Annotated in this window: 14 protein-coding genes and 2 pseudogenes; 9 read left to right on the top strand and 7 right to left on the bottom strand. The window is 53.7% G+C overall.

Translation table 11 applies throughout. The features are described 5' to 3' along the window. Positions 1-3 precede the first annotated feature (3 nt). Entirely contained in the window at positions 4-264 is a 261-nt protein-coding gene (locus I6L41_RS02110) for a hypothetical protein (protein WP_216961649.1), read from the top strand. A 76-nt stretch (positions 265-340) separates the two neighbouring features. Here the strand turns inward: I6L41_RS02110 and I6L41_RS02105 are convergent, their stop codons facing one another. From I6L41_RS02105 to I6L41_RS02100, 3 genes and pseudogenes are all read right to left on the bottom strand, one after another. Continuing rightward, complete coding sequence (locus I6L41_RS02105) at positions 341-1,168, bottom strand: Fic family protein (RefSeq protein ID WP_254203431.1); 828 nt, start codon at positions 1,166-1,168, stop codon at positions 341-343. A 114-nt stretch (positions 1,169-1,282) separates the two neighbouring features. Further along, positions 1,283-1,468 (bottom strand): annotated as a pseudogene (locus I6L41_RS20750) (DUF4172 domain-containing protein); the annotation flags it as partial. Positions 1,469-2,241: 773 nt separating this feature from the next. Further along, on the bottom strand, positions 2,242-2,448 hold the full coding sequence (locus I6L41_RS02100; protein WP_080989933.1) for a helix-turn-helix domain-containing protein: 207 nt from the start codon (positions 2,446-2,448) through the stop codon (positions 2,242-2,244). A gap of 118 nt (positions 2,449-2,566) precedes the next feature. Between I6L41_RS02100 and I6L41_RS02095 the strand changes: the two genes are divergently transcribed. Then, on the top strand, positions 2,567-3,151 hold the full coding sequence (locus tag I6L41_RS02095) for a hypothetical protein (protein ID WP_216961642.1): 585 nt from the start codon (positions 2,567-2,569) through the stop codon (positions 3,149-3,151). A gap of 153 nt (positions 3,152-3,304) precedes the next feature. Here I6L41_RS02095 and I6L41_RS02090 read toward each other — a convergent pair whose 3' ends face one another. Further along, entirely contained in the window at positions 3,305-5,053 is a 1,749-nt protein-coding gene (locus I6L41_RS02090; RefSeq protein ID WP_216961639.1) for a hypothetical protein, read from the bottom strand. A 384-nt stretch (positions 5,054-5,437) separates the two neighbouring features. Between I6L41_RS02090 and I6L41_RS02085 the strand changes: the two genes are divergently transcribed. The 4 genes from I6L41_RS02085 to I6L41_RS02070 all read left to right on the top strand — a co-directional run bounded on the left by I6L41_RS02085 (position 5,438) and on the right by I6L41_RS02070 (position 8,183). Continuing rightward, complete coding sequence (locus tag I6L41_RS02085; RefSeq protein WP_049637249.1) at positions 5,438-5,686, top strand: hypothetical protein; 249 nt, start codon at positions 5,438-5,440, stop codon at positions 5,684-5,686. A 39-nt stretch (positions 5,687-5,725) separates the two neighbouring features. After that, the gene (locus tag I6L41_RS02080; RefSeq protein ID WP_216961637.1) at positions 5,726-6,328 is read left to right on the top strand and encodes a hypothetical protein; all 603 of its coding nucleotides are present in this window, start codon (positions 5,726-5,728) and stop codon (positions 6,326-6,328) included. After that, the gene (locus tag I6L41_RS02075) at positions 6,325-7,440 is read left to right on the top strand and encodes a hypothetical protein (RefSeq protein WP_216961635.1); all 1,116 of its coding nucleotides are present in this window, start codon (positions 6,325-6,327) and stop codon (positions 7,438-7,440) included. Before I6L41_RS02080 ends, I6L41_RS02075 begins: the two co-directional genes overlap by 4 nt. Before the next feature lie 182 nt (positions 7,441-7,622). After that, complete coding sequence (locus tag I6L41_RS02070) at positions 7,623-8,183, top strand: hypothetical protein (RefSeq protein ID WP_216961632.1); 561 nt, start codon at positions 7,623-7,625, stop codon at positions 8,181-8,183. Between the two features lie 348 nt (positions 8,184-8,531). Here I6L41_RS02070 and I6L41_RS02065 read toward each other — a convergent pair whose 3' ends face one another. Next, positions 8,532-9,593, bottom strand: a complete 1,062-nt coding sequence (locus I6L41_RS02065; RefSeq protein ID WP_216961629.1) for an HNH endonuclease — start codon at positions 9,591-9,593, stop codon at positions 8,532-8,534. Positions 9,594-9,720: 127 nt separating this feature from the next. Between I6L41_RS02065 and I6L41_RS02060 the strand changes: the two are divergent. The 3 genes and pseudogenes from I6L41_RS02060 to fdhF form a co-directional block, all read left to right on the top strand. After that, positions 9,721-10,746, top strand: a pseudogene (locus I6L41_RS02060) (response regulator); the annotation flags it as partial. Next, entirely contained in the window at positions 10,739-11,950 is a 1,212-nt protein-coding gene (locus I6L41_RS02055; protein WP_216961626.1) for an EAL domain-containing protein, read from the top strand. The pseudogene I6L41_RS02060 and the gene I6L41_RS02055, both read left to right, overlap by 8 nt. Before the next feature lie 531 nt (positions 11,951-12,481). Continuing rightward, positions 12,482-16,648: a formate dehydrogenase subunit alpha gene (gene fdhF, locus I6L41_RS02050; protein ID WP_216961622.1), complete on the top strand. Its 4,167-nt coding sequence runs from the start codon at positions 12,482-12,484 to the stop codon at positions 16,646-16,648. A gap of 95 nt (positions 16,649-16,743) precedes the next feature. Here fdhF and I6L41_RS02045 read toward each other — a convergent pair whose 3' ends face one another. Together I6L41_RS02045 and I6L41_RS02040 are read right to left on the bottom strand one after the other, a co-directional pair. Continuing rightward, positions 16,744-17,601, bottom strand: a complete 858-nt coding sequence (locus I6L41_RS02045; RefSeq protein ID WP_302054523.1) for an aldose 1-epimerase — start codon at positions 17,599-17,601, stop codon at positions 16,744-16,746. Next, positions 17,598-19,007: a sugar porter family MFS transporter gene (locus I6L41_RS02040; RefSeq protein WP_232489835.1), complete on the bottom strand. Its 1,410-nt coding sequence runs from the start codon at positions 19,005-19,007 to the stop codon at positions 17,598-17,600. Before I6L41_RS02040 ends, I6L41_RS02045 begins: the two co-directional genes overlap by 4 nt. Positions 19,008-19,103 lie beyond the last annotated feature (96 nt).

Below are 19,103 nucleotides of genomic sequence, written 5' to 3'. Positions count from 1 at the left end.
TCTATGAGTAAAAAATTGGAAGATTTAATCGAATCACAACCATTTGAGGTAGCTCAGAGCACAAAGGAGCTTGCCGAAGTGCTGAGAGTCCGTATCGCTCTGACCAAATTGCTTTCAAATCTCATGGCTGGTGATGTTCCTGAAATTGATGCCGATGTTCTCGATGGTTTGTTGTCGCTCAAAAGGTCAGTGGAGAGCCAAGACTGTCGGCTAAGTTTATTCGTCCATATGCCAGATGGTACGCATCATGGCGTCAACATTTAACTAAAGTGCGTCATTAGTACGTTAATCGCAGATCTCATCTACCAAACGAAATTAACGCTCCCATGGCGATGTTTTTTCAAACTCCCTCGGTGTGTAAGCAGATCTGATAGCGTGTATTGCGTCCGCCACCAGGTAATTTCTCAATGCACCCCCTATCTAACAGTTGCGCAAGATGGCGTGTAGCCGTGGGCTTACTAACTCCGGCGACTTTTTGATATTGACTGGCACTGATGCCATTTTCAAAACCCTGTTCGCCGCCATCCAGTAAACGATTCAGCACTTTGGTTTGCTCTGGACTCAGATCGTCATTACAGTGCCGCAACCAGAAAAATGCCTTGGCAAGGCTACGAGCGATACTTTGTAATGCCAACTCTATGGAGTAATCCAGTGTGTCGAGGAACCAACAGATCCAGGAGGTAATATCTAGCGATCCCCTCTGCGCTGACTCCAGTGCCCGATAGTAGTCAGCCCGCCGTTCTAGAATCGCAACTGACATGGCATACAGCCGGATGCTGTGGCTGTCAGCCTGTGACAGCGCGAGATCGGTCAATGCCCGCGTGAGCCGCCCATTGCCATCATCAACGGGATGCAGGGTCACGAACCAGAAATGACAGATCGCCGCACGAAGCAGTGGATCCATCGTGGGGTCATGCTGAGTCTGGTTAAACCAGAGCATGAACTCGGCCAGTTGATCGTCAAGGGCCGCTCTGGGTGGTGCCTCAAAATGCACGATGGGGCGATCAACACGCCCAGAGACAACCTGCATCGGCTCATCTCCTCGCAACTGCCCTACATTCACTGGCTGTACCGACCATTCGTTGGCGGGGAACAGCCAACGATGCCATTGGTAAAGTCGTTCAATTGTCAGTGGTTGTTCATGGTTGTCGATGGCATCCAGCATCATGGCCGCGAGCCCCTCTGAGCGATCTGACACGGGATAGGACGGAGTTTGTGATCCCCCTAACCGCCTAGCCAGGGAAGAACGCACGGATTGAGCATTGAGGCATTCACCTTCGATAGCAGAAGAAGCGATGATGTTAGCCAGTAACGTATCCAACGTTTGGTCGGAGTTCCCCAATCTTGAGTGGCTACCAAGAAGAATTCCCAGCCTGCGTTGCACATGCCGTAATCTGGGCAATATCTCGCTATCCCGCCAACGAAAATGGGGCCAATCAGCTTGTTGCCAAATCCAAAATGGTTCCATTATTTCCTCATCCAACGTGCTAGGGTCTCAATAATGAGCCGACCCAGCCCATCATTCGGCTCAATGTTTGAGCCGAATATAACACATGCAGCAAAACAGCAGAGCTGGTAATGAGGATGGAGATACAGGCTGAACATCTCAGACCGGAGATAATGAAAAACTCGATTTATTGCTGCTGTGGGGCGCTACAGCAACCAGTAGATAGACAAGGCGGGAGCTCGTTTTCGTTTCGAATGGTTCTTGTGAGCTTGCAGCTTGCGCAGCATGAATCCACCCCCAAGATAATGCCGTTCGGTCTACTCATTCATATGCCTGACGATACTCACTAATATTGGGATGCCAGTCTAAGCCACCAAAAGAGAAGAATTGAACCACCGAGTAGATTGCCTGCCAGGTATTTCCAAGAGCGGTCTGACAAGAACAAAATCGCCCCCAGTACCGTTATCAGGCCCCAGAGATAGGGCATGAGCAGTACATATAGCCCAGTCAGTGAGTATTCATCGTTAAACCAGTCATAGACAGGCTGAATGAACAGGATCGATGCATTCAAGAGGTGATAGAGCATGAACAACACGAATACCCATGTTCTCTCTGTCTTCACTGCTGCGCTCACTTTAGTTCCCTTTGGAATGGATAGCTGAGTTCAATGACGGTCAAAAAAGGTGTTTAGGCAGATGCTAAAGCTGGCAATGATGCTAATCGCCATCACTGTGAATAATTATGGGAAAATTTAGTTGTATCTGGGTGAAGAGATAATTAATTGGCAAATATATCTATGGCAGCAAGTCGCGAATGTCACACCCCATTACCCTAGCAAGACGATAAGCTTTTTCCAAGGTGATATTAACCTCACCACGCTCAATTCGTCCTACGTAGCTTCTATCAAGTTCGGCCGCATATGCGAGTGCATCTTGCGATACACCCAATTGAAGCCGTCTATTACGTACAGCATCACCAAATTTTTTTGCTAGATCTTGCATGTCTCGCCTCTCACTGGCGAGCACTATCTCTGGTTGTCTGGCTAACGACCACGGATTATAATCCGCAATCAAGTTTAGATTCCCACTAAATGTTTTCGTTCGAGACCAAGGATTGCTTATGAGCTCCCAGACTGTGTGGTTACCAACCGCACTCTATACCGCACTCATTCGATTGCAGATGGATGATTTCACTACAACAGAGTGCTTGAACGCAGTCTTTGGTGAATCAGAGTACAATCAGGCCCATAAGAGGCGATATGGCCTCGTTTATCGTAATCTGATGAGGTTGGTTGACGCGGGTTTCCTGGAACGGAGAAATGTTGATGATGTCCGATCGTATCCAAGTTTCGTTAAAACCCCTCTATTTCATGATGTGAACTTTCAAGAGGAACTAATTGGCCCTGCGACTCAGGGAGAGCTGGAAGTTCAGGAGGCTCAGGAGGCTCAGGAGTATAAAAAGCAATCGAACGATGCTCTCTTAGATGAGTTAAACGCGAAAGCGAGCCTCTACCGCATTGAAATTCAGGAGTGCCAGGCAGCAATTGCTGAATACAATATGCTGCAAACAGATTTTCCCGCGCTAGAAATTACTATTGATAATGCACTTCGGAATACCAGTCAGAAATACCGAGACTTAAGGGGACGGCTGGCAGCTGTGGAGAAGGTGATGAGGGCTTTGGGGAGCACCGAGTCGGCCCGCTAATATCATCCCTTCTATATATAAGCAGATCTTAACTACATGACCCTAGGTGTCTGTGATTTTAGGTCATGTAGTTTACCTCACCGCTGCTCGTTCATATACCTAGCGGTACACATAATAGTGTCAATATATGATGTACAGAATACCATCCTCTCGCTATACATCAGTTAAATAGCTTTCATCCATTTCGGGATGGACTTCAAATTTTTCTATGGAAAAATAAAGGTGGTAAAATTCTTTCGGGAGATTATCCAGTCGTTCAAGTGAATTATTTACTCTAGAGCATTGGTCTAAATTTAAATAGAAACGATGTTTATCTAACCAATTTCTAGGATCATGGAAATTTTCGATAGTTGCATTTTCTAACCTAGCTACATGCTGCTCAATCATGCTACGACTTACCAATGGCCTGAGCATAGGGATGATATCAACAGTCCGGTCATCAGACACGACAATAGCTAGTCTTCGATGACTTCCTTTATGAACATAGCGTACTCCAGAGTTGTAGCGAGAGCCTCTTGATGGCGTACACTGTTCGGTCGCCTCGCCATCAAGAATGATCCCGATAGCATGACAGAAGCCCGCAGGATCTAGAATTATGGTTCCATCGATGCCACTGACGCTTCGGAGTAATTCTTCAGAAAGAAGAGTGGGCTCAATACATGTACCTTGCTTGCTAAGGCGACGAGCTTCACTAGCCGCATCTTTGGCAACAACAATCATACTTCCGTGTTCTTGGCGAACTTGAGCCATCATCAAATGCCACAGATTTAATCCATTTTCATGTGATGTTTCTGGAAAGAGTCGAGCATAATTTGCCAGGAACGCAGCCTTATCAAAAGGTTCTTGAGGTAATTTAGGTTCAGCATAATGACTACGAAGTAATGCTTGATTGCCACAACGCAACTCCCAGTGATAATGGTCGATAAAGACGACTAAAAATGCATCTTGGTTACTGGAATCATGCCATTCCTTAAGTCGCCCCAGTCCATAGATGCGCTGGCTGTCCGCAATAATATCAATACCTGTAGTCGCCATCTGTAAAACTTTCCTAACCCACCTTGGTTCATGAAGCGTCACAGGCTCAGCAAACTTAACCATAAATTCGACTACATCATTCTTGGGGTCAACAAGGATAAGATGCCCAATTCCCTTCGAGCCTTCATACATTAAGGAAGAAACAAGATTCAACGTAGCAAACAGATCGTCATGCATGTACTGCCGTTCGATTGATAACCCTGGGGTGTGCATGAAATTTTTCGCAGCAATACGGACGATCTCTTCTGCCTCTCTCATACCACGATGTGAAAAACGTCCAGGTTCAGGCTTGTTTAACCCCTCCGTTGCCTCATGCAGAACAGCCGCCATAGCTGAATGGATGAGACTACGATATCCATTTTGATTATTGCCTTTTCTGAGTGGCAGATGATCTAATGGGGGATGCTGCAAGAACAGGCTATTTGGGATCTGTATAACAGGAGTTACATAGTGGTCATCAATGCGCCTAGCTGCTCCGCAGAACGAAGTTACATGATACTCTTCATCAAATTTTTTTAATGCCTGCTCTACCGATGTACGCACTGAATCTTGGCGCATCCACTCCGGCTTATCACGCATACTCGGAGCATCACCAAAATACAAATTCTGCATTTCATGGTTGTTGTAAGCAAATTCAATAGAATCAATTAGGCCATCAAATAATGACAGCTGCCATTTTCCATCTTCTGGCTCGATGCACACTGGGTTCCGGTTATCGCTATTTGGGCTTCGAGCACCAACTAGAATCACTTCCGCTTCTGAAGGAGCCCCCAGTCTTTTAAGCACATCGCGAGCTAACCTCTGAATTTGAATCCGATAGTGGCTTTGATATCCCCACATGAAAAGGTTGATGTAGTGTCCATCCATTGCTAACCCACCGTTATTGATTACTTTCAGTTCTCAGCGAATGCTCGCTAACCAAGCCCAAGTGCCATAAGTGCAGTCGAACTGTCCCTGCATTAGCGGAAGCCTGTCTCAACGCCAAGTCATTGAAGCTATGGCGCTTACTGCACCATACATGAACATTACGTTATCCCCCCCCCCCACTTGAGTGGCAATAGCAATAAAAATGATAAAAATCAAATAGTTGAATAGCTGTTGCCAAGCTCCCCAATCAGTTCGAAAAACAACCTTACTGATACATCAATCGTTTTCCTTGATCGCCTCAATCGGATCGGATATGTTTGTGCTGTTTAAACATACAGCACCACATATAGTATCAAAATAAAAATCAAAGCACAGGATATAGTCATGACAACTAACCGTAAAACGACCTCCGATAAAGTCGCAACACTTGCTGGGCAGGTGCTCAACGATACAACCTCCTCTGCCACTGCGCGCTCCCTTGCGGCTTCCGCGCTGTCTCAGGCTAGGGCTGGGAAGCAAACTGGGGCTGAAATGGAGACGTTTGCCTCCATGGTGCTACAAAGCAGCAAGTACAGCGAAACGTCAAAGACCCTGGCTGCCAGCATCTTGGCACAAGCCAATAAAGAGCGATGAATAGCAGGATTATGTTATTACTCATGAAAGGATTGGTATATGCATGATTACGCTGTTTTTGGTCATAGTAGAACGACAATTGGTCGATATCTCGGAACTGCATCAGTTATTCTTACTGGTTTGATATCAAGCGTTATTCTATGGTTGCACCAAGTAGATGGTTTCAGTTTTATGGCTGGAGCAACAGTTTCAACTGCTGTTGTATATTTTGCCTTACATTGGACTTTTAATAACTATGTATGGAAAGTACCACTGTTTAAAATTCCAGATTTAAATGGTGTTTGGTCTGTCAGAGGTGAAACGCTTTCCGAAGATGACGGTGTTATAAAGTATAGCTGGGAAGCTGAAATTGATATTGAGCAGAATTGGGAAAAGATTTCTATAAACTTAAAAACCAAACAAAGCTCCAGCGAAAGCTATACGGCAACTCTTGCCAAAAAATCAGGAACCCGTGGTGGCTGGGTTCTTCATTATAGTTATAGTAATTCTCCTGATGCATCTCAGTTCCACGAGTTGAACTCACATAGAGGTTACTGTGAAGTTATCTTTGATAAGGAACTAACTTCTGGTGAAGCTGCATATTTTAATAGTAATGGAAGAAGAACTTTCGGAAAAATGTACCTGACGCGAGGTGATAAATGATCAACTTTAGTGACCGTTTGAAAAAATTGAAGGAAAGGCGTCAGGGTACGGCTCAGCGCTATGCACTTGATCAAGGTTATACTGCATTATCTGCTGCATATGATTATCGCCCACAAGAAAGTTATGAAAAGGTCAAAGACAGTGATGCGATAAAGTATGTAATTGGTGCAATGGCACCAGTGAGCGCTAAATCAACTCAAGTTTCAATAGATGAAGGGGCGCGTGTAGCTAATACATTGGTTGGCATGCTAGAAACAGACCATATTAATACTGAATTCAGGCTTCAAGGTTCTGTCGCTTTAGATATTCATATTGAAGGACACTCCGATGTCGATATGTTGATTCTTAAAAGAGATGTAGTTCTTGTCCAACAACCAGCACTTCCATCAACTAACTACACAGATACCTCTGACAAGCGGCCTATGCTCGATAAAGTTAAAGAAATCCGCTTGGCATCAGAAGTTAAACTGACAAGCCGATACCATCAAGCAACTGTTGACTGCTCGAATAAAAAATCAATCTCAATAAGTGGTGGCAGCCTTGCTCGAAAGGTTGATATTGTCCCAAGTTGTTGGTATGACACTTATGATTATCAACGTTCAGGTCAACAACATGATCGCGGTGTGAGAATTTACGATAAAGAAAAGCATGCGTTCATCGAAAACAAACCTTTTCTTCACATTAAGAAAGTTGATGATAAGGACTTTATTTATGGAGGAAGCCTTAAGAAAGTCGTTCGGTTGATGAAGAATATTGTGGCCGATATGCCAGATTATAAAAAGAAAGTAGCCAAAAATCTTACTAGCTTTGACTTAACTAGCATTGCGTATCACATGGATGCTCAACTGACATGTCCTGAATACTTTCCCCTGCTACTTCTTCACAGGCTTGATCTCTGGCTGCAAAAGTTAAAGGATGATAAAACTCTAAGAGATTCACTAAAATCTCCAGATGAGGTTCAGTCAATTTTCAATAATGTTGAAAAAGATGATGCTCTTGATATTCTTAGCAAGGAAGTCTCTGACTTGGCAGCCTCTGTTTATCGAGATCTGTACCCATATGATAGAGAGAAAGACATAAACAAATTAGTCTACAAATCTATTTATATTTAAGTAAACAATTAATTTCCCGAAAAATAATACCACCTTTAACCATGGCCCCAACGGGGCCAATGAGTAACCTCGTAAGAGCTTACTATTATCTCTCAGGTTGTCTGACCCAATGATGAGGACTATAATCCTCACCCTAATTTTGATTCCTACTAATTGTTGTCTTTCGAGACTGAGGGTTACCTATGGGCTCCCAAACTGTGTGGCTTCCAACCGTACTCTACACTGCACTAATTCGGTTACAGCTGAACGATTTCACTGCACAGGAGTGCGTAATCGCGGTATTTGGTGACAAGTTCAAGCGCCCATCAAAACATAAATACTATGGACTCATATACCGCCACCTGAACAAGTTGGTCGGTATGGGTCTTTTGAATAGGCGCAGTGTGGGCAATAAATGGTTTCGTCCAAATTACGTCAAAGCGCAGCTGTTTGATGAGGCTACCTTTCGGGAGGATCTACTTGGCCCACAGGTTCCAGTGACTCAGGTCGAGCAAAAGGCTGTCGTGGAAGTGAAGGATGAGGTGCGAAAGGGGCTGGAAGAATTGGAGGCTAAGGCGAAATCTTATCGATTTGAAATTCAGGAATACCAGGCCACGTTCGCTGAATACAACGAGCTACGAGCAGATTTCCCCGCGCTAGAGAAGACTATTGAGAATGCGCTTAGGCATACCTGTCAGGAGTATCGTTCCTTACGAGGTAGGTTGGCAGCCGTGGAGGAGGTGATGAAGGCGTTGAAGGTCTAGAAAGAGCATCGACCTGTATCTAGGGTAAGACCGGCCTAACGTTGGCTACAAGCGAGCAACTCATCAGAAGTTCACTCAAAAACCAACTATGTAAAATCAGGAAAAAAGTCACCCCTATGCGGGGGAGGTTGTCCACAGACCGTGGAAAAACAGAACAAATTTACCTAAAAAAATTCCTATTTTAAAAAGATCACATTATAAAACATTGTTTTAATTGAAAATAATTAGTTCGTTCATTCGTTCTATGCATCTTAGGTCTAAAGAACTCCACCAAACGTTTGGAAAGGGCCACCTCGCAAGAGGTGGCCCTTTTTTATCGAGTTTATCTAGGGTGAAAGCCTCAACGTCTCACAGAAAGCGCAGAGGAATATTCACACTGGGGGCTGTCACGTCCACAAACAGGTCAATACCACGCCACAACCTGGCATGCTCAAGGAGTGCTTGCTGATAGGCCCAAGTGGCGATGGCAGTAGAACGCTCGGCATCGACGCTCACCAGAGGGGCCAGCTCATCCGTGAGGTACGCCCCGTGAGTCAGGATATTCTGCTCGTACCAAGCATCCCTGTGCTCGGGAGCGGCAAGAAAATCCCGTTTGCTCCGGTTACAGTTGGCGTGTGCCAGTACGAAGTTGTGGCCCAAATCGATTGGATAACGACGCCAGGGGATGAAATGGTCTACCTCACCACTCCCGTGTATCGCCTTGTTACAGTAAAAACAGGTTCCTCCCTGCAAGTCCCTCAATACCTCTCCTACTCGCCCCAGTGCCTGACGGCTTGAACCAAATAGAAAATTCTCCAACCCCACACTTGGGCCAATCAGTGGCTGATTACCCTTGATGTCGCAGATAAGCTGTAACCAATGCTGTCGGGAGAGGGAGACCACCAGATCGTAAAAGCGGTGGAGACAGTAGAGAATGCCGGGGTTAAGGCAGATATGATCCGCGCCCCTTTGATGAGGATAGAGGTGGCACTCCTCTCGCCCACCCAGGATCTGCAGACGCCACAAGGGTCCCTCAACAAGGATGCGCCGAACTCGGGCAAGAAGAGGCCGCCAGGCGTCGTGACGACGCAGTGCAGTTACCGAGCGGACCCCCTCTTCACGCAGCCGGGACAACTCCGTCAGCATGATGGCCTGACGACCGCTGCTCTGTTTGAGCAAGGTGGCCGTTTCTCCCGTCGCCGAGTAGGGCAGACTGTGCTGCCAATAGAGCTCCACAAACTTGGTGGCCAGTTCGTCCAGCGTAATAGTGCGCGCCGCCATCAGCTCATGGGTCTCGGTACTGCGCTCAATTGCGATATCTGCAATCCCGTGAAGCAAGGCGCACTTGTAAGTGGCAACAAAATCGCCTTCGGTAAAGATGCGTTGCAGATAGGCAATAAAAGAGAGTTGCTGCTCAGGGGAAGCGTGCATGTTCGCCTCCAAGGATCAGACTCTGCCAACTCAAGCCGCTACGCGCCAAGGCATCCCCCTGTGGTTCTGACACATGGAGAAGTGTCATCCCCCCCTCCAATGCAAGCAGCTCCACTTCATCGACAGAGCCCGGTTAACCCCCCTCGATATCCACCAGCTCACCGCCGATCTCGACGGCCTGCTGTTGGCGGAAGAGGCCGCGCTGGAGTCCAGTCTGGGGAACGATTGGCACACCTTGCTGCAATCCGGCACCCTCAAGGGGGTCATCCTCTCCCCCCGCGAAGCGTTGCGGGGACGCATGGGCTCGGAGAAATGGTGGCGCCTCGGCCAATCCCCCCTCTACCCGGATCTGTTGCTCGAAAGCTGCCGCGAGCTGATCACCGAGCGAACCGTGGCCGCCCATACCGCCAGCATCGAAAAACTGGGCGGGCGGGTGTTGGTCGCCGATGACCATCTGGTCAATCGCGCCCTGCTGACCCGTCAGCTGGCGATTCTGGGGGTGGAGTGCGAGGTAGTGGAAGATGGCGAGAAGGCGTTGCGCGCCTGGCAAACCCGGGATTTCGCCCTGCTGATCACCGACTGCCACATGCCACACATGGATGGCTACACCCTGACCCGCCACCTGCGGGAACAAGGGGAGCAAGCCCCCATCATCGGCGTCACCGCCGATACCTCGGAGGAGGCGGCAGCCAATATGACGGCAGCCGGCATGAACGGCATGCTGTGCAAACCCTATTCGCTGGAGTCACTGCGCCAGATGCTGCTGCGGTGGTTGCCCGCGACTACGATCACAGAGAGAGTGCACGCACGACAGGCCATCAATCTCGACATGATCGGTCGCTGGCAAGATCTGTTTGGCGATGAAGATATTGCCAAAAGCATGGCAAGGGAGTATCTGGCCTCCAACCGGAAAGATTGCCACGCTATGATGAGCGCGCTCTCCTCCGATGATAGCCAGGAGCTGGTGGAGATCGCCCACCGCATCAAAGGGGCAGCCAGAATGGTCGGGGAGATCTCCTTGGCCGAGCAGGCGGCGCAACTGGAATCGGCGGCCCGCCTCAAACAGTTGAGCGAGCTCGCGCTGCTGACACAGAGAGTGGAAGAACAGATGAACAATATTGAACGTGAAATGGGATTGTGGCTCGATGAGTAGAACGGCAGACGAGTTGGTCATCATGGTGGTCGAGGATCACGGTTTTCAACGCAAGACCCTGATGCACCAAATCCGGGCGCTCGGTTATCAGCAACTACTGGAGGCCGCAGACGGCATCGAAGCCTTGGCGTTATACCAGAGCCACACTGTCGACATCCTGTTCTGCGATCTGCGGATGCCCGGCATGGATGGCATGGCGCTGCTGCGCCGCCTCTCGCTGGGCGGCTTTCGGGGCGGCATCATCCTCTCCAGCGCGCTGGAAGATGACGTGGTGGAAGCAGTGCTGCGCATGAGCGCGGCCTATGGTCTTCATGTGCTGGGTCGCATCGAGAAACCCTCCAACCCGCAGCGGCTGCGCCAGTTGATCGACTCCTGGGCACCCAAGTCGGCCCCCTCGGGCAAGGACGATGGCCTCGTCCTCTCGGTGGACGAGCTCAAACGCGCCCTCGACAACGACCAGTTGCTGCCCTGGTATCAACCCAAGGTCGGCTTTGCGTCCGGCCAGTGGGTGGGGATGGAAGCGCTGGCCCGCTGGCAGCATCCGGAATACGGGCTGATCTCCCCCGGCATGTTTATCCCGCTGGCGGAAAACAACGGCCTTATCGACCAGCTGACCGATGTCATCATCAACAAGTCGCTGCAGGATTGCCATCTGTGGGGCCAGACCGGCCTATCCCTCAATCTGTCTATGAATCTCTCCACCACCTCGCTGATTGAGGGAGATCTCTGCCACTTCCTGATCAACCAGTGCCAGCGCTGGGGCGTCAATCCCGAGCTGATCACCCTGGAGGTGACCGAAAGCTCGTTTGTCGAGGATATCGGCAAGGCACTGGAGGTGCTGACCCGGCTGCGGATGCACGGCTTTGGCCTCTCCATCGATGACTTCGGTACCGGCTACTCCTCGATGCAGCAGCTGGCGCTGCTGCCGTTTACCGAGCTCAAACTTGATCGATCTTTTGTCGATCGCTGCTATGCCGACCCCTCCCGTCTGGCCATCATCGAGTCGAGCATCGAGCTGGCACGCAAGCTGGGGCTGAAATCAGTCGCCGAAGGGGTGGAAGATGTGCAGACTTGGCAACTGCTGGCCAAGCTGGGGTGCGATATCTGTCAGGGCTTTTTTACCGCCCGCCCTATGCCGCGCAGTGAACTGCAGCACTGGCATCAGATCTGGCAAGCCCGACTGCCGACCCTGATATCCGGCTGATCTCCTGCGACCAACCCTTTGGGCCAACAGGGCACCGATCGACAACGTGAATGGCCGCCTTGGAAAAGGTGGCCATTTTCTTTGTGTCGGGCTCGCCACTCACGCATGCCCGCCCCCTATCCAGCAACCGTCTATCCAGCCGAGTGCCACCCACCCCCTTTGCTCCGCATGCACCGCATGCCTTGAGCCACCATTTATGCAAAATAAGTTGCATCACAAATGGTGCTACTGGCGGATCACGCCTACCGTGAGCGAGAGTGGCCTCTCTTCTACCAGACGCATAAACTGACAATAAAACAATGAATCGCTTGCTTTAACAGGAATGGTTCTCAACGATGCGCCGAGCCGATGAGGTAGACAAGACAACCTGAAATCGTTTTCCCTTTTGAACAATAAGCTGTCTAAAATCAAATAAAGTTGTAAATAATCTTTGTTATGGTGAGCGTATAGCAAGCGGCCTCCCTGTCGCTTCCCCTGCTGGCTCCGCCAGATGCAGCATTTTCTGCGCCTTGAAAGCGAGTTTATGACGCCATGATCACCATCACCCTCGATGGGGCTCAGTTGACGGTTGACCCGACCAGAACCCTGCTCCAGATAGCCAAACAGCACCAGATCGACATCCCCTCCCTGTGCGGTGACAACACCAGCGCCCCCAAGACGCCGTGCGATCTCTGCGTGGTCGAGATTGCCGGTCTCGGCATCCGCCGCGCCTGCGAGACGCGCCCCGAGGCAGGGATGGTGATCACCAGCCAAAGCGATACCCTGCGCGCACACCGCCAGCAGGCGCTCGGCCGCATCCTCGCAGATCACTACGCCGATTGCGAAGCCCCCTGCCAGCGCGCTTGTCCGGCCGGAGTAGACATTCAATCCTATCTGCACCACATCGCCATGGGGGATCACCAGGCGGCCATGGCCGTCATCAAGCAGACCCTGCCAATGCCCCTCTCCATCGGCCGGGTCTGCCCTGCTTTTTGTGAGGCACAGTGCCGCCGCGCGCTGGTGGATGAACCGCTGGCCATTCGTCAGCTCAAGCGTCACGCCGCCGATCTCGATCTGGCCGAGATTGCCCCCTATCAACCGGCAAAGAAGCCCGCCAAGGGCAAGCGGGTGGCCATTATCGGCAGCGGCCCGGGCGGCCTCACCTGCGGTTACTATCTGGGTTACGAGGGGTTCGAGGTCGATCTGTTCGAGGCGATGCCCGAAGCGGGTGGCTGGCTGCGCTACGGCATCCCTGAATACCGGCTGCCCAAGGCGATCCTCGATCAGGAGATCGCATTGATGTGCCAGAGCGGCATGCGGATCCACACCAGCCAGCGACTGGGGCAGGAGCTCAGCCTCTCGGCTCTGTACCGCGACTATGATGCGGTCTGTCTGGCGGTTGGCGCTTCCAAGGCGGTGCCGATGGATTACCCGGGCAGCACCCTGGCCGGTTGTTATCTCGGGGTCGATTACCTCAAGGATCGGATGCTAGCCAAGCGGCTCACCACCGGCAATAGGGTTGCGGTGATCGGGGGTGGTAATACCGCCATCGACTGCGCCCGCACGGCGGTCAGGCTGGGGGCTGAAACCACCCTTATCTATCGCCGCACCCGCGCCGAGATGCCCGCCGAAGCGTACGAAATCGACGAGGCGGAGCACGAAGGGGTGCGCTTTTTGATGCTCACCAATCCGGTTGAGAATCTGCCGGATAGCTGTGGTCGCGTCTGTCAGGTGCGCCTCGAGAAGATGGCTCTCGGCGAGCCGGACGCCTCCGGTCGCCGCCGCCCGGAGCCCACCGGCGAGTTCTTCCTTGAAGAGTTTGATACCGTGATTGCGGCAGTGTCGCAGCAGCCGGATCTCAGCTTTATGGAAGGGGAATCCCTCACCCTCCCCTTCACCCGCTGGCAGACTTTAGAGTCCCACCCCGAGACCATGCACAGCGGCCACGGCAACCTGTTCGCCATCGGCGATCTGCGCCGCGGGCCAGCCACCGCCATCGAGGCGGTCGCCGATGGTCGCAAGGCCGCGCTGGCCATCGATCAGTTCCTTCACGGTGACATGATCGATCCGGTTCGCCCCTTCAACGCCTGCAAGGCTCCCACACTCAAGCAGGTCGATCCCGCCCAGTTTGCTCACCTGAAAAAAGTCGCCCGCAGCATCATGCCCCATCTGGCAGAGCAGGATCGCGAGGGCAGCTTTGCCGAGGTGGAGCGCGGTTTGAACGATGCCGATGCCCGCAGTGAGGCCAGCCGCTGCCTCGAGTGCGGCTGTCAGGCCAACACCGATTGTGCTCTACGCGACTACGCCACCGAATACAAGGTCGAGCAGAGCGCTCTCGATACCAGCCAGTGCCAGAAGTTTGCAGTGGATAACAGCAGCGAATTTATCGTGTTCGATGCCAACCGCTGCATTGGCTGCGGCCAGTGCGTGCAGACCTGTGGTGAGCAGGCGGTACAGGGTGTGCTGCGCTTTGCCAAAAACAACGATGGTACCCTCTCGAACCGGCCGCAGTTCGACACGGGACTCTCGATGGGCGACTCCCACTGCGTGCAGTGCGGTGCCTGTGTACAGGTCTGCCCCACCGGCGCCCTGGTGGATGCCCGCGACAAGTCGCAGGGGCGCACCGAACTGCTCACGCCGGTCAATACCATCTGCACCTACTGCGGGGTCGGCTGCGGTGTCACCCTCTACGTCGATGAGACGCGCAACCGCATCCGCTATGTGGAGGGGAATCGCAACTCGCCGGTCAATCAGGGGCTGCTCTGCGTCAAGGGACGCTTCGGCTTTGACTTTATCCAGAGCGAGGAGCGCCTCACCACACCGCTCATCCGCAAGGATGGCAAGCTGGTGCCCGCCAGCTGGCAGGAGGCCATCGCCCTGGTGGCCGAGCGTTTCACCGCCCTGCGCCAGCGCTATGGCAGCGATGCACTGGCGGGTTTCTCGTCGGCCAAAACCACCAACGAAGAGAACTACCTGTTTCAGAAGTTCATTCGCCGGGAGCTTGGCACCAACAACGTAGATCACTGCGCGCGGCTCTGCCACGCCTCCACCGTCACCGGGCTGGAAGCGTCACTTGGCAGCGGCGCCATGACCAACGACATCCCGAGCATTGATCACTCGGATCTCATCTTCATCATCGGCTCCGACACCTCGGCGGCCCACCCCATCATCGGCTCCCATATCAAGCGGGCCGTCACCATGGGCAAGGCGCGGCTGGTAGTGGCCGATCCCAAGCGGATCGAGATGGCCGACCACGCCAGCCTCTATCTGGCCCACCGCCCCGGCACCGACGTGATGCTGCTCAACGGCCTGATGCAGCAGATCATCCAGAACAACTGGCACGACAAGGCCTATATCGCCGCACGAGTAGAAGGGTTCGAAGCGCTGCAAGCGGAGGTGCTCTCCCCGGCCTATGCACCGGACAAGGTCGCCCTCGTCACCGGCGTACCGGCCGAGCAGGTGATCGAGCTCGCGCGCCTTATCGGCACCGCCGAGCGCACCGCAGTCTACTACTCCATGGGGATCACCCAGCACACCACCGGCCACGACAACGTGCGCGCCATCGCCAACCTGCAACTGCTGTGCGGCAACATCGGCATCGAAGGGGGTGGCATCAACCCGCTGCGGGGCCAATCCAACGTGCAGGGCGCCTGTGACATGGGGGCGCTGCCCAACTGCCTGCCCGGCTATCAGAAGGTGGCCAACCCCGAGGTGCATGCCCGCTTCGTGGCAGCCTGGCAGCAGCCAGACTTGCCGCGCACGCCCGGGCTTACCCTCACCGAGACCATCGATGCCGCCTGCACGGGCAGCATCAAGGGGCTCTACGTGATGGGGGAGAACCCGGTGCTGAGCGATCCGGATCAGCACCACGTCATCGAAGGGCTCAAGCAGCTGGAGTTTCTGGTGGTGCAGGATATCTTCCTCTCGGAAACTGCCCAGCTCGCCGATGTGGTGCTCCCCTCCTGCTCCTTTGCCGAGAAGAGCGGCCACTTCACCAACACCGAGCGGCGAGTTCAGCGCATCTCCCCCGCCCTCAAGGCACCGGGTGAGGCGCGGGAGGATTGGTGGATCATCCAGCAGATCGCCAACGCCATGGGCGGCGACTGGCGCTATCAGAACGCCCAAGAGATCACCGCCGAGATCTGCCGGGTCACCCCGCAATACGCCGGCATCCAGTGGGACAAGGTGGGTGTACAAGGGCTACAGTGGCCCTGCAACGACGCGACGCACGAAGGCACTCGCCTGCTCCACGGCAAGCAGTTCACCCGTGGCAAGGGGGAGATGGTCGCCACCCCGTTCCGCTATGCCGCCGAACTGCCCGACGAGACCTATCCCATCGTGCTCACTACCGGCCGCCTGCTGGAGCAGTTCCACACCGGTACCATGACCCGCAAGACCAAGGGGCTCGACAAGCTGGCTGGCCCGCGGGTGATGATGAGCGTGGTGGATGCGCAGCGGATGGGCATCAGCAACAGTGAGCGGGTGAAGGTCACCAGCCGCCGCGGCCATATCGAGCTGCCCGCCTTCGTCACCAAGCGGATGCAACCGGGCGTGGTCTTTATCCCGTTCCACTTTGCCGAAGCCCCGGCCAACCGGCTCACCATCAATGCCACCGACCCCCACGCCAAGATCCCCGAGTTCAAGGTGGCAGCGGTGCGCATCGACAAGCTGACCAGCCAACACAACTCGACACCACAGCCAGAGATGGAGATAGCCTGACCGGAGATCAGGTAACACGCAGGATAATCCGCCATAAAAAGAGCCACCCGACGGGTGGCTCTTTGCGTTCACCAATACCACAAGCCAGATCATTATCAGCCCCCGGACGCCACTGTCAGGGTCATACCGATACTCATGCGGTCACCTCTGGCGAGTAGCCGCAAACCGGGGTGACCGGCCAGGTGGTGGGCATTGGCGGCGTGACTCTGGGGCTCCAGACAGACGAAGCCACTCCCCTCATCGGGCTGATAGAGCATCAGGAAGGCACACTCGCTTGAAACCAGCAGCCGCTGCTGGCGGGCAGGATGGTCAATCTCGGCCTGACCGCGCCAGCCGCCGTAACAGTGGTTGAGCCACCCTTGCGGGCGAGCCCACAGGCGAAAATCGAGATGGGGCGCCAGCCTGCTCGACCAGTCGATCGGCAGATGATCTGCTCCCTCTTGCCAGACGCCGCTCGCCAGAAAACGAATCTTCGTCTGCTCGTCGCGCCAGAAGAAGGGGTGAAAACCCGCGCCGTAGAGACAGGGGCTCTCCCCGAGATGGGTCAGGCTGATCCGCGCCACCAGGCTCGCACCATGCAGCCGATAGTCTATCTCCGCCAGATAGTGAAAAGGGCCGCATTGGCTGGTCAACTGCAACGTCACCGAACTGGTAGAACCCGCCACCCACAGCCATGGCTGCAACCAGCCATCGCCATGCAGGAAAAAGTCGGGATCGACGGGACTTTCTGGCAAGCGATGCTCCTCCCCCCATAACTCAAAACGGTTGCCTGCGACCCGGTTGGCCAGCGGCAACATGGGAAACAGCGCGCTCTGGCCGGGATGCCAGGGCTGCGCCAGGTCCGTGTCGCGCAACAGCGGGCGCCCTTTGTCATCCTCCAGCCCCAGCAGGCAGGCCCCTTGTGCAGAGACCCGCATCCGAAGATGCGGGTTATTTAATGTGTAAACCGTCATGCCGAGGCGCTCGCCTTGGTCGGCGTCAGTTCGACCTTGCCCTGGGCCAGTTGGGCTTCCAGTGCCTCCAGCGTCACCCCTTTGGTCTCGGGCACCTTGCGATAGATAAAAATGAGACCGGCAAAACAGATAAGGCCATAGAGCAGGAAGCTGCCCGCAGCCCCCAACCCGGCATTGAGCAGCGGGAAGGTGTAGGTCAGCACGAAGCAGGCGATCCAGAGCGCCAGCGTACCGGCCGACATCGCCAGCCCACGCACCCGATTCGGGAAGATCTCCGAGAGCAGCACCCAGGTGACCGGCGCCAGGGTCAAGGCATAGATGGCGATCGCCGCCAATACCAGCAGCAGCACCGGCATCCCCAGTACGCCTGTGGCATAGGCCGCCGCCATCATGCCGTAGATGATGGTCAGTCCCGCCGAGCCAATCAGCATCAGCTTGCGGCGGCCAATCTTGTCCACCATGGGCAGCGCAATCAGGGTAAACAGCAGGTTGATAAGACCGGTGGCGACGATGGATTTAAGGGTGCTGTTGATGTCAAACCCGGCAGAGGCAAAGATCTCCTGCGCATAGTTGAAGATCACGTTGATGCCGCACCACTGCTGGAACACCGCCAGCACAATCCCAATGATGAGGATCGGCCGCACCGAGGGTTTGCCCAGCTCCGCCAGCGAGACCTTGTGGGTCTCGCCCACCAGAGTCTGGCGGATATCGGCTAGGGTCTGCTTGGCATAGGCATCCCCGCCAATCTTGCCGAGCATGCGGGAGGCTTTCTCATACTGACCATCTTTGGCCAACCAGCGCGGCGACTCCGGCACGAAGAACATCAACACCAGAAACGCCAGCGCAGGTACCAGTTCGGCACCGAACATCCAGCGCCAACCGGACTGTCCATTCCAGGTCGCCAGAATATCGGCCTGAGTCGCATTGCTTGCCACCGGATCGGCGATCATCAGATTCACCAGCTGAGCCGCCAGCACACCGATGACTATGGTGAGCTGGTTGATGGCCACGAACTTGCCGCGCTTGTTGGCCGGGCTGATCTCGGCGATGTACATGGGCGAGAGCGCAGAAGCCAGACCGATGCCGATCCCGCCGATGATGCGATAAACCACAAACAGATCGAAGTTGCTGGCCGCAGCCGTGCCCCACGCCGAGATGGTGAAGAGGATGGCAGCCAGGATCAGCGGCTTCTTGCGACCGAAGCGATCGGCTGACCAGCCGGAGATGGCGGCCCCCAGCACGCAGCCCACCAGCGCCGAGCTCATGGCCCAGCCGGACTGGGCCGGATCCGTGATGGCAAAATAGGCCTCATAGAAGGGCTTGGCCCCGCCAATCACCACCCAGTCATAACCAAACAGCAGGCCACCGCAGGCGGCCACCAAACAGATCATCCAGATGTAGCTCATATTGAGCCCATTCGTATCCAATTGATTTTTCGTGCGTTCCATGACTCATCCTTTCTATCTTGTCGATTGTAGGGTGCAGTGGCGCCCCTCACCGTG

It is taken from the genome of Aeromonas sp. FDAARGOS 1411 (assembly GCF_019047125.1).
GTDB lineage: Bacteria > Pseudomonadota > Gammaproteobacteria > Enterobacterales > Aeromonadaceae > Aeromonas > Aeromonas veronii.
This window is presented reverse-complemented; position numbering and strand designations above follow the sequence as displayed.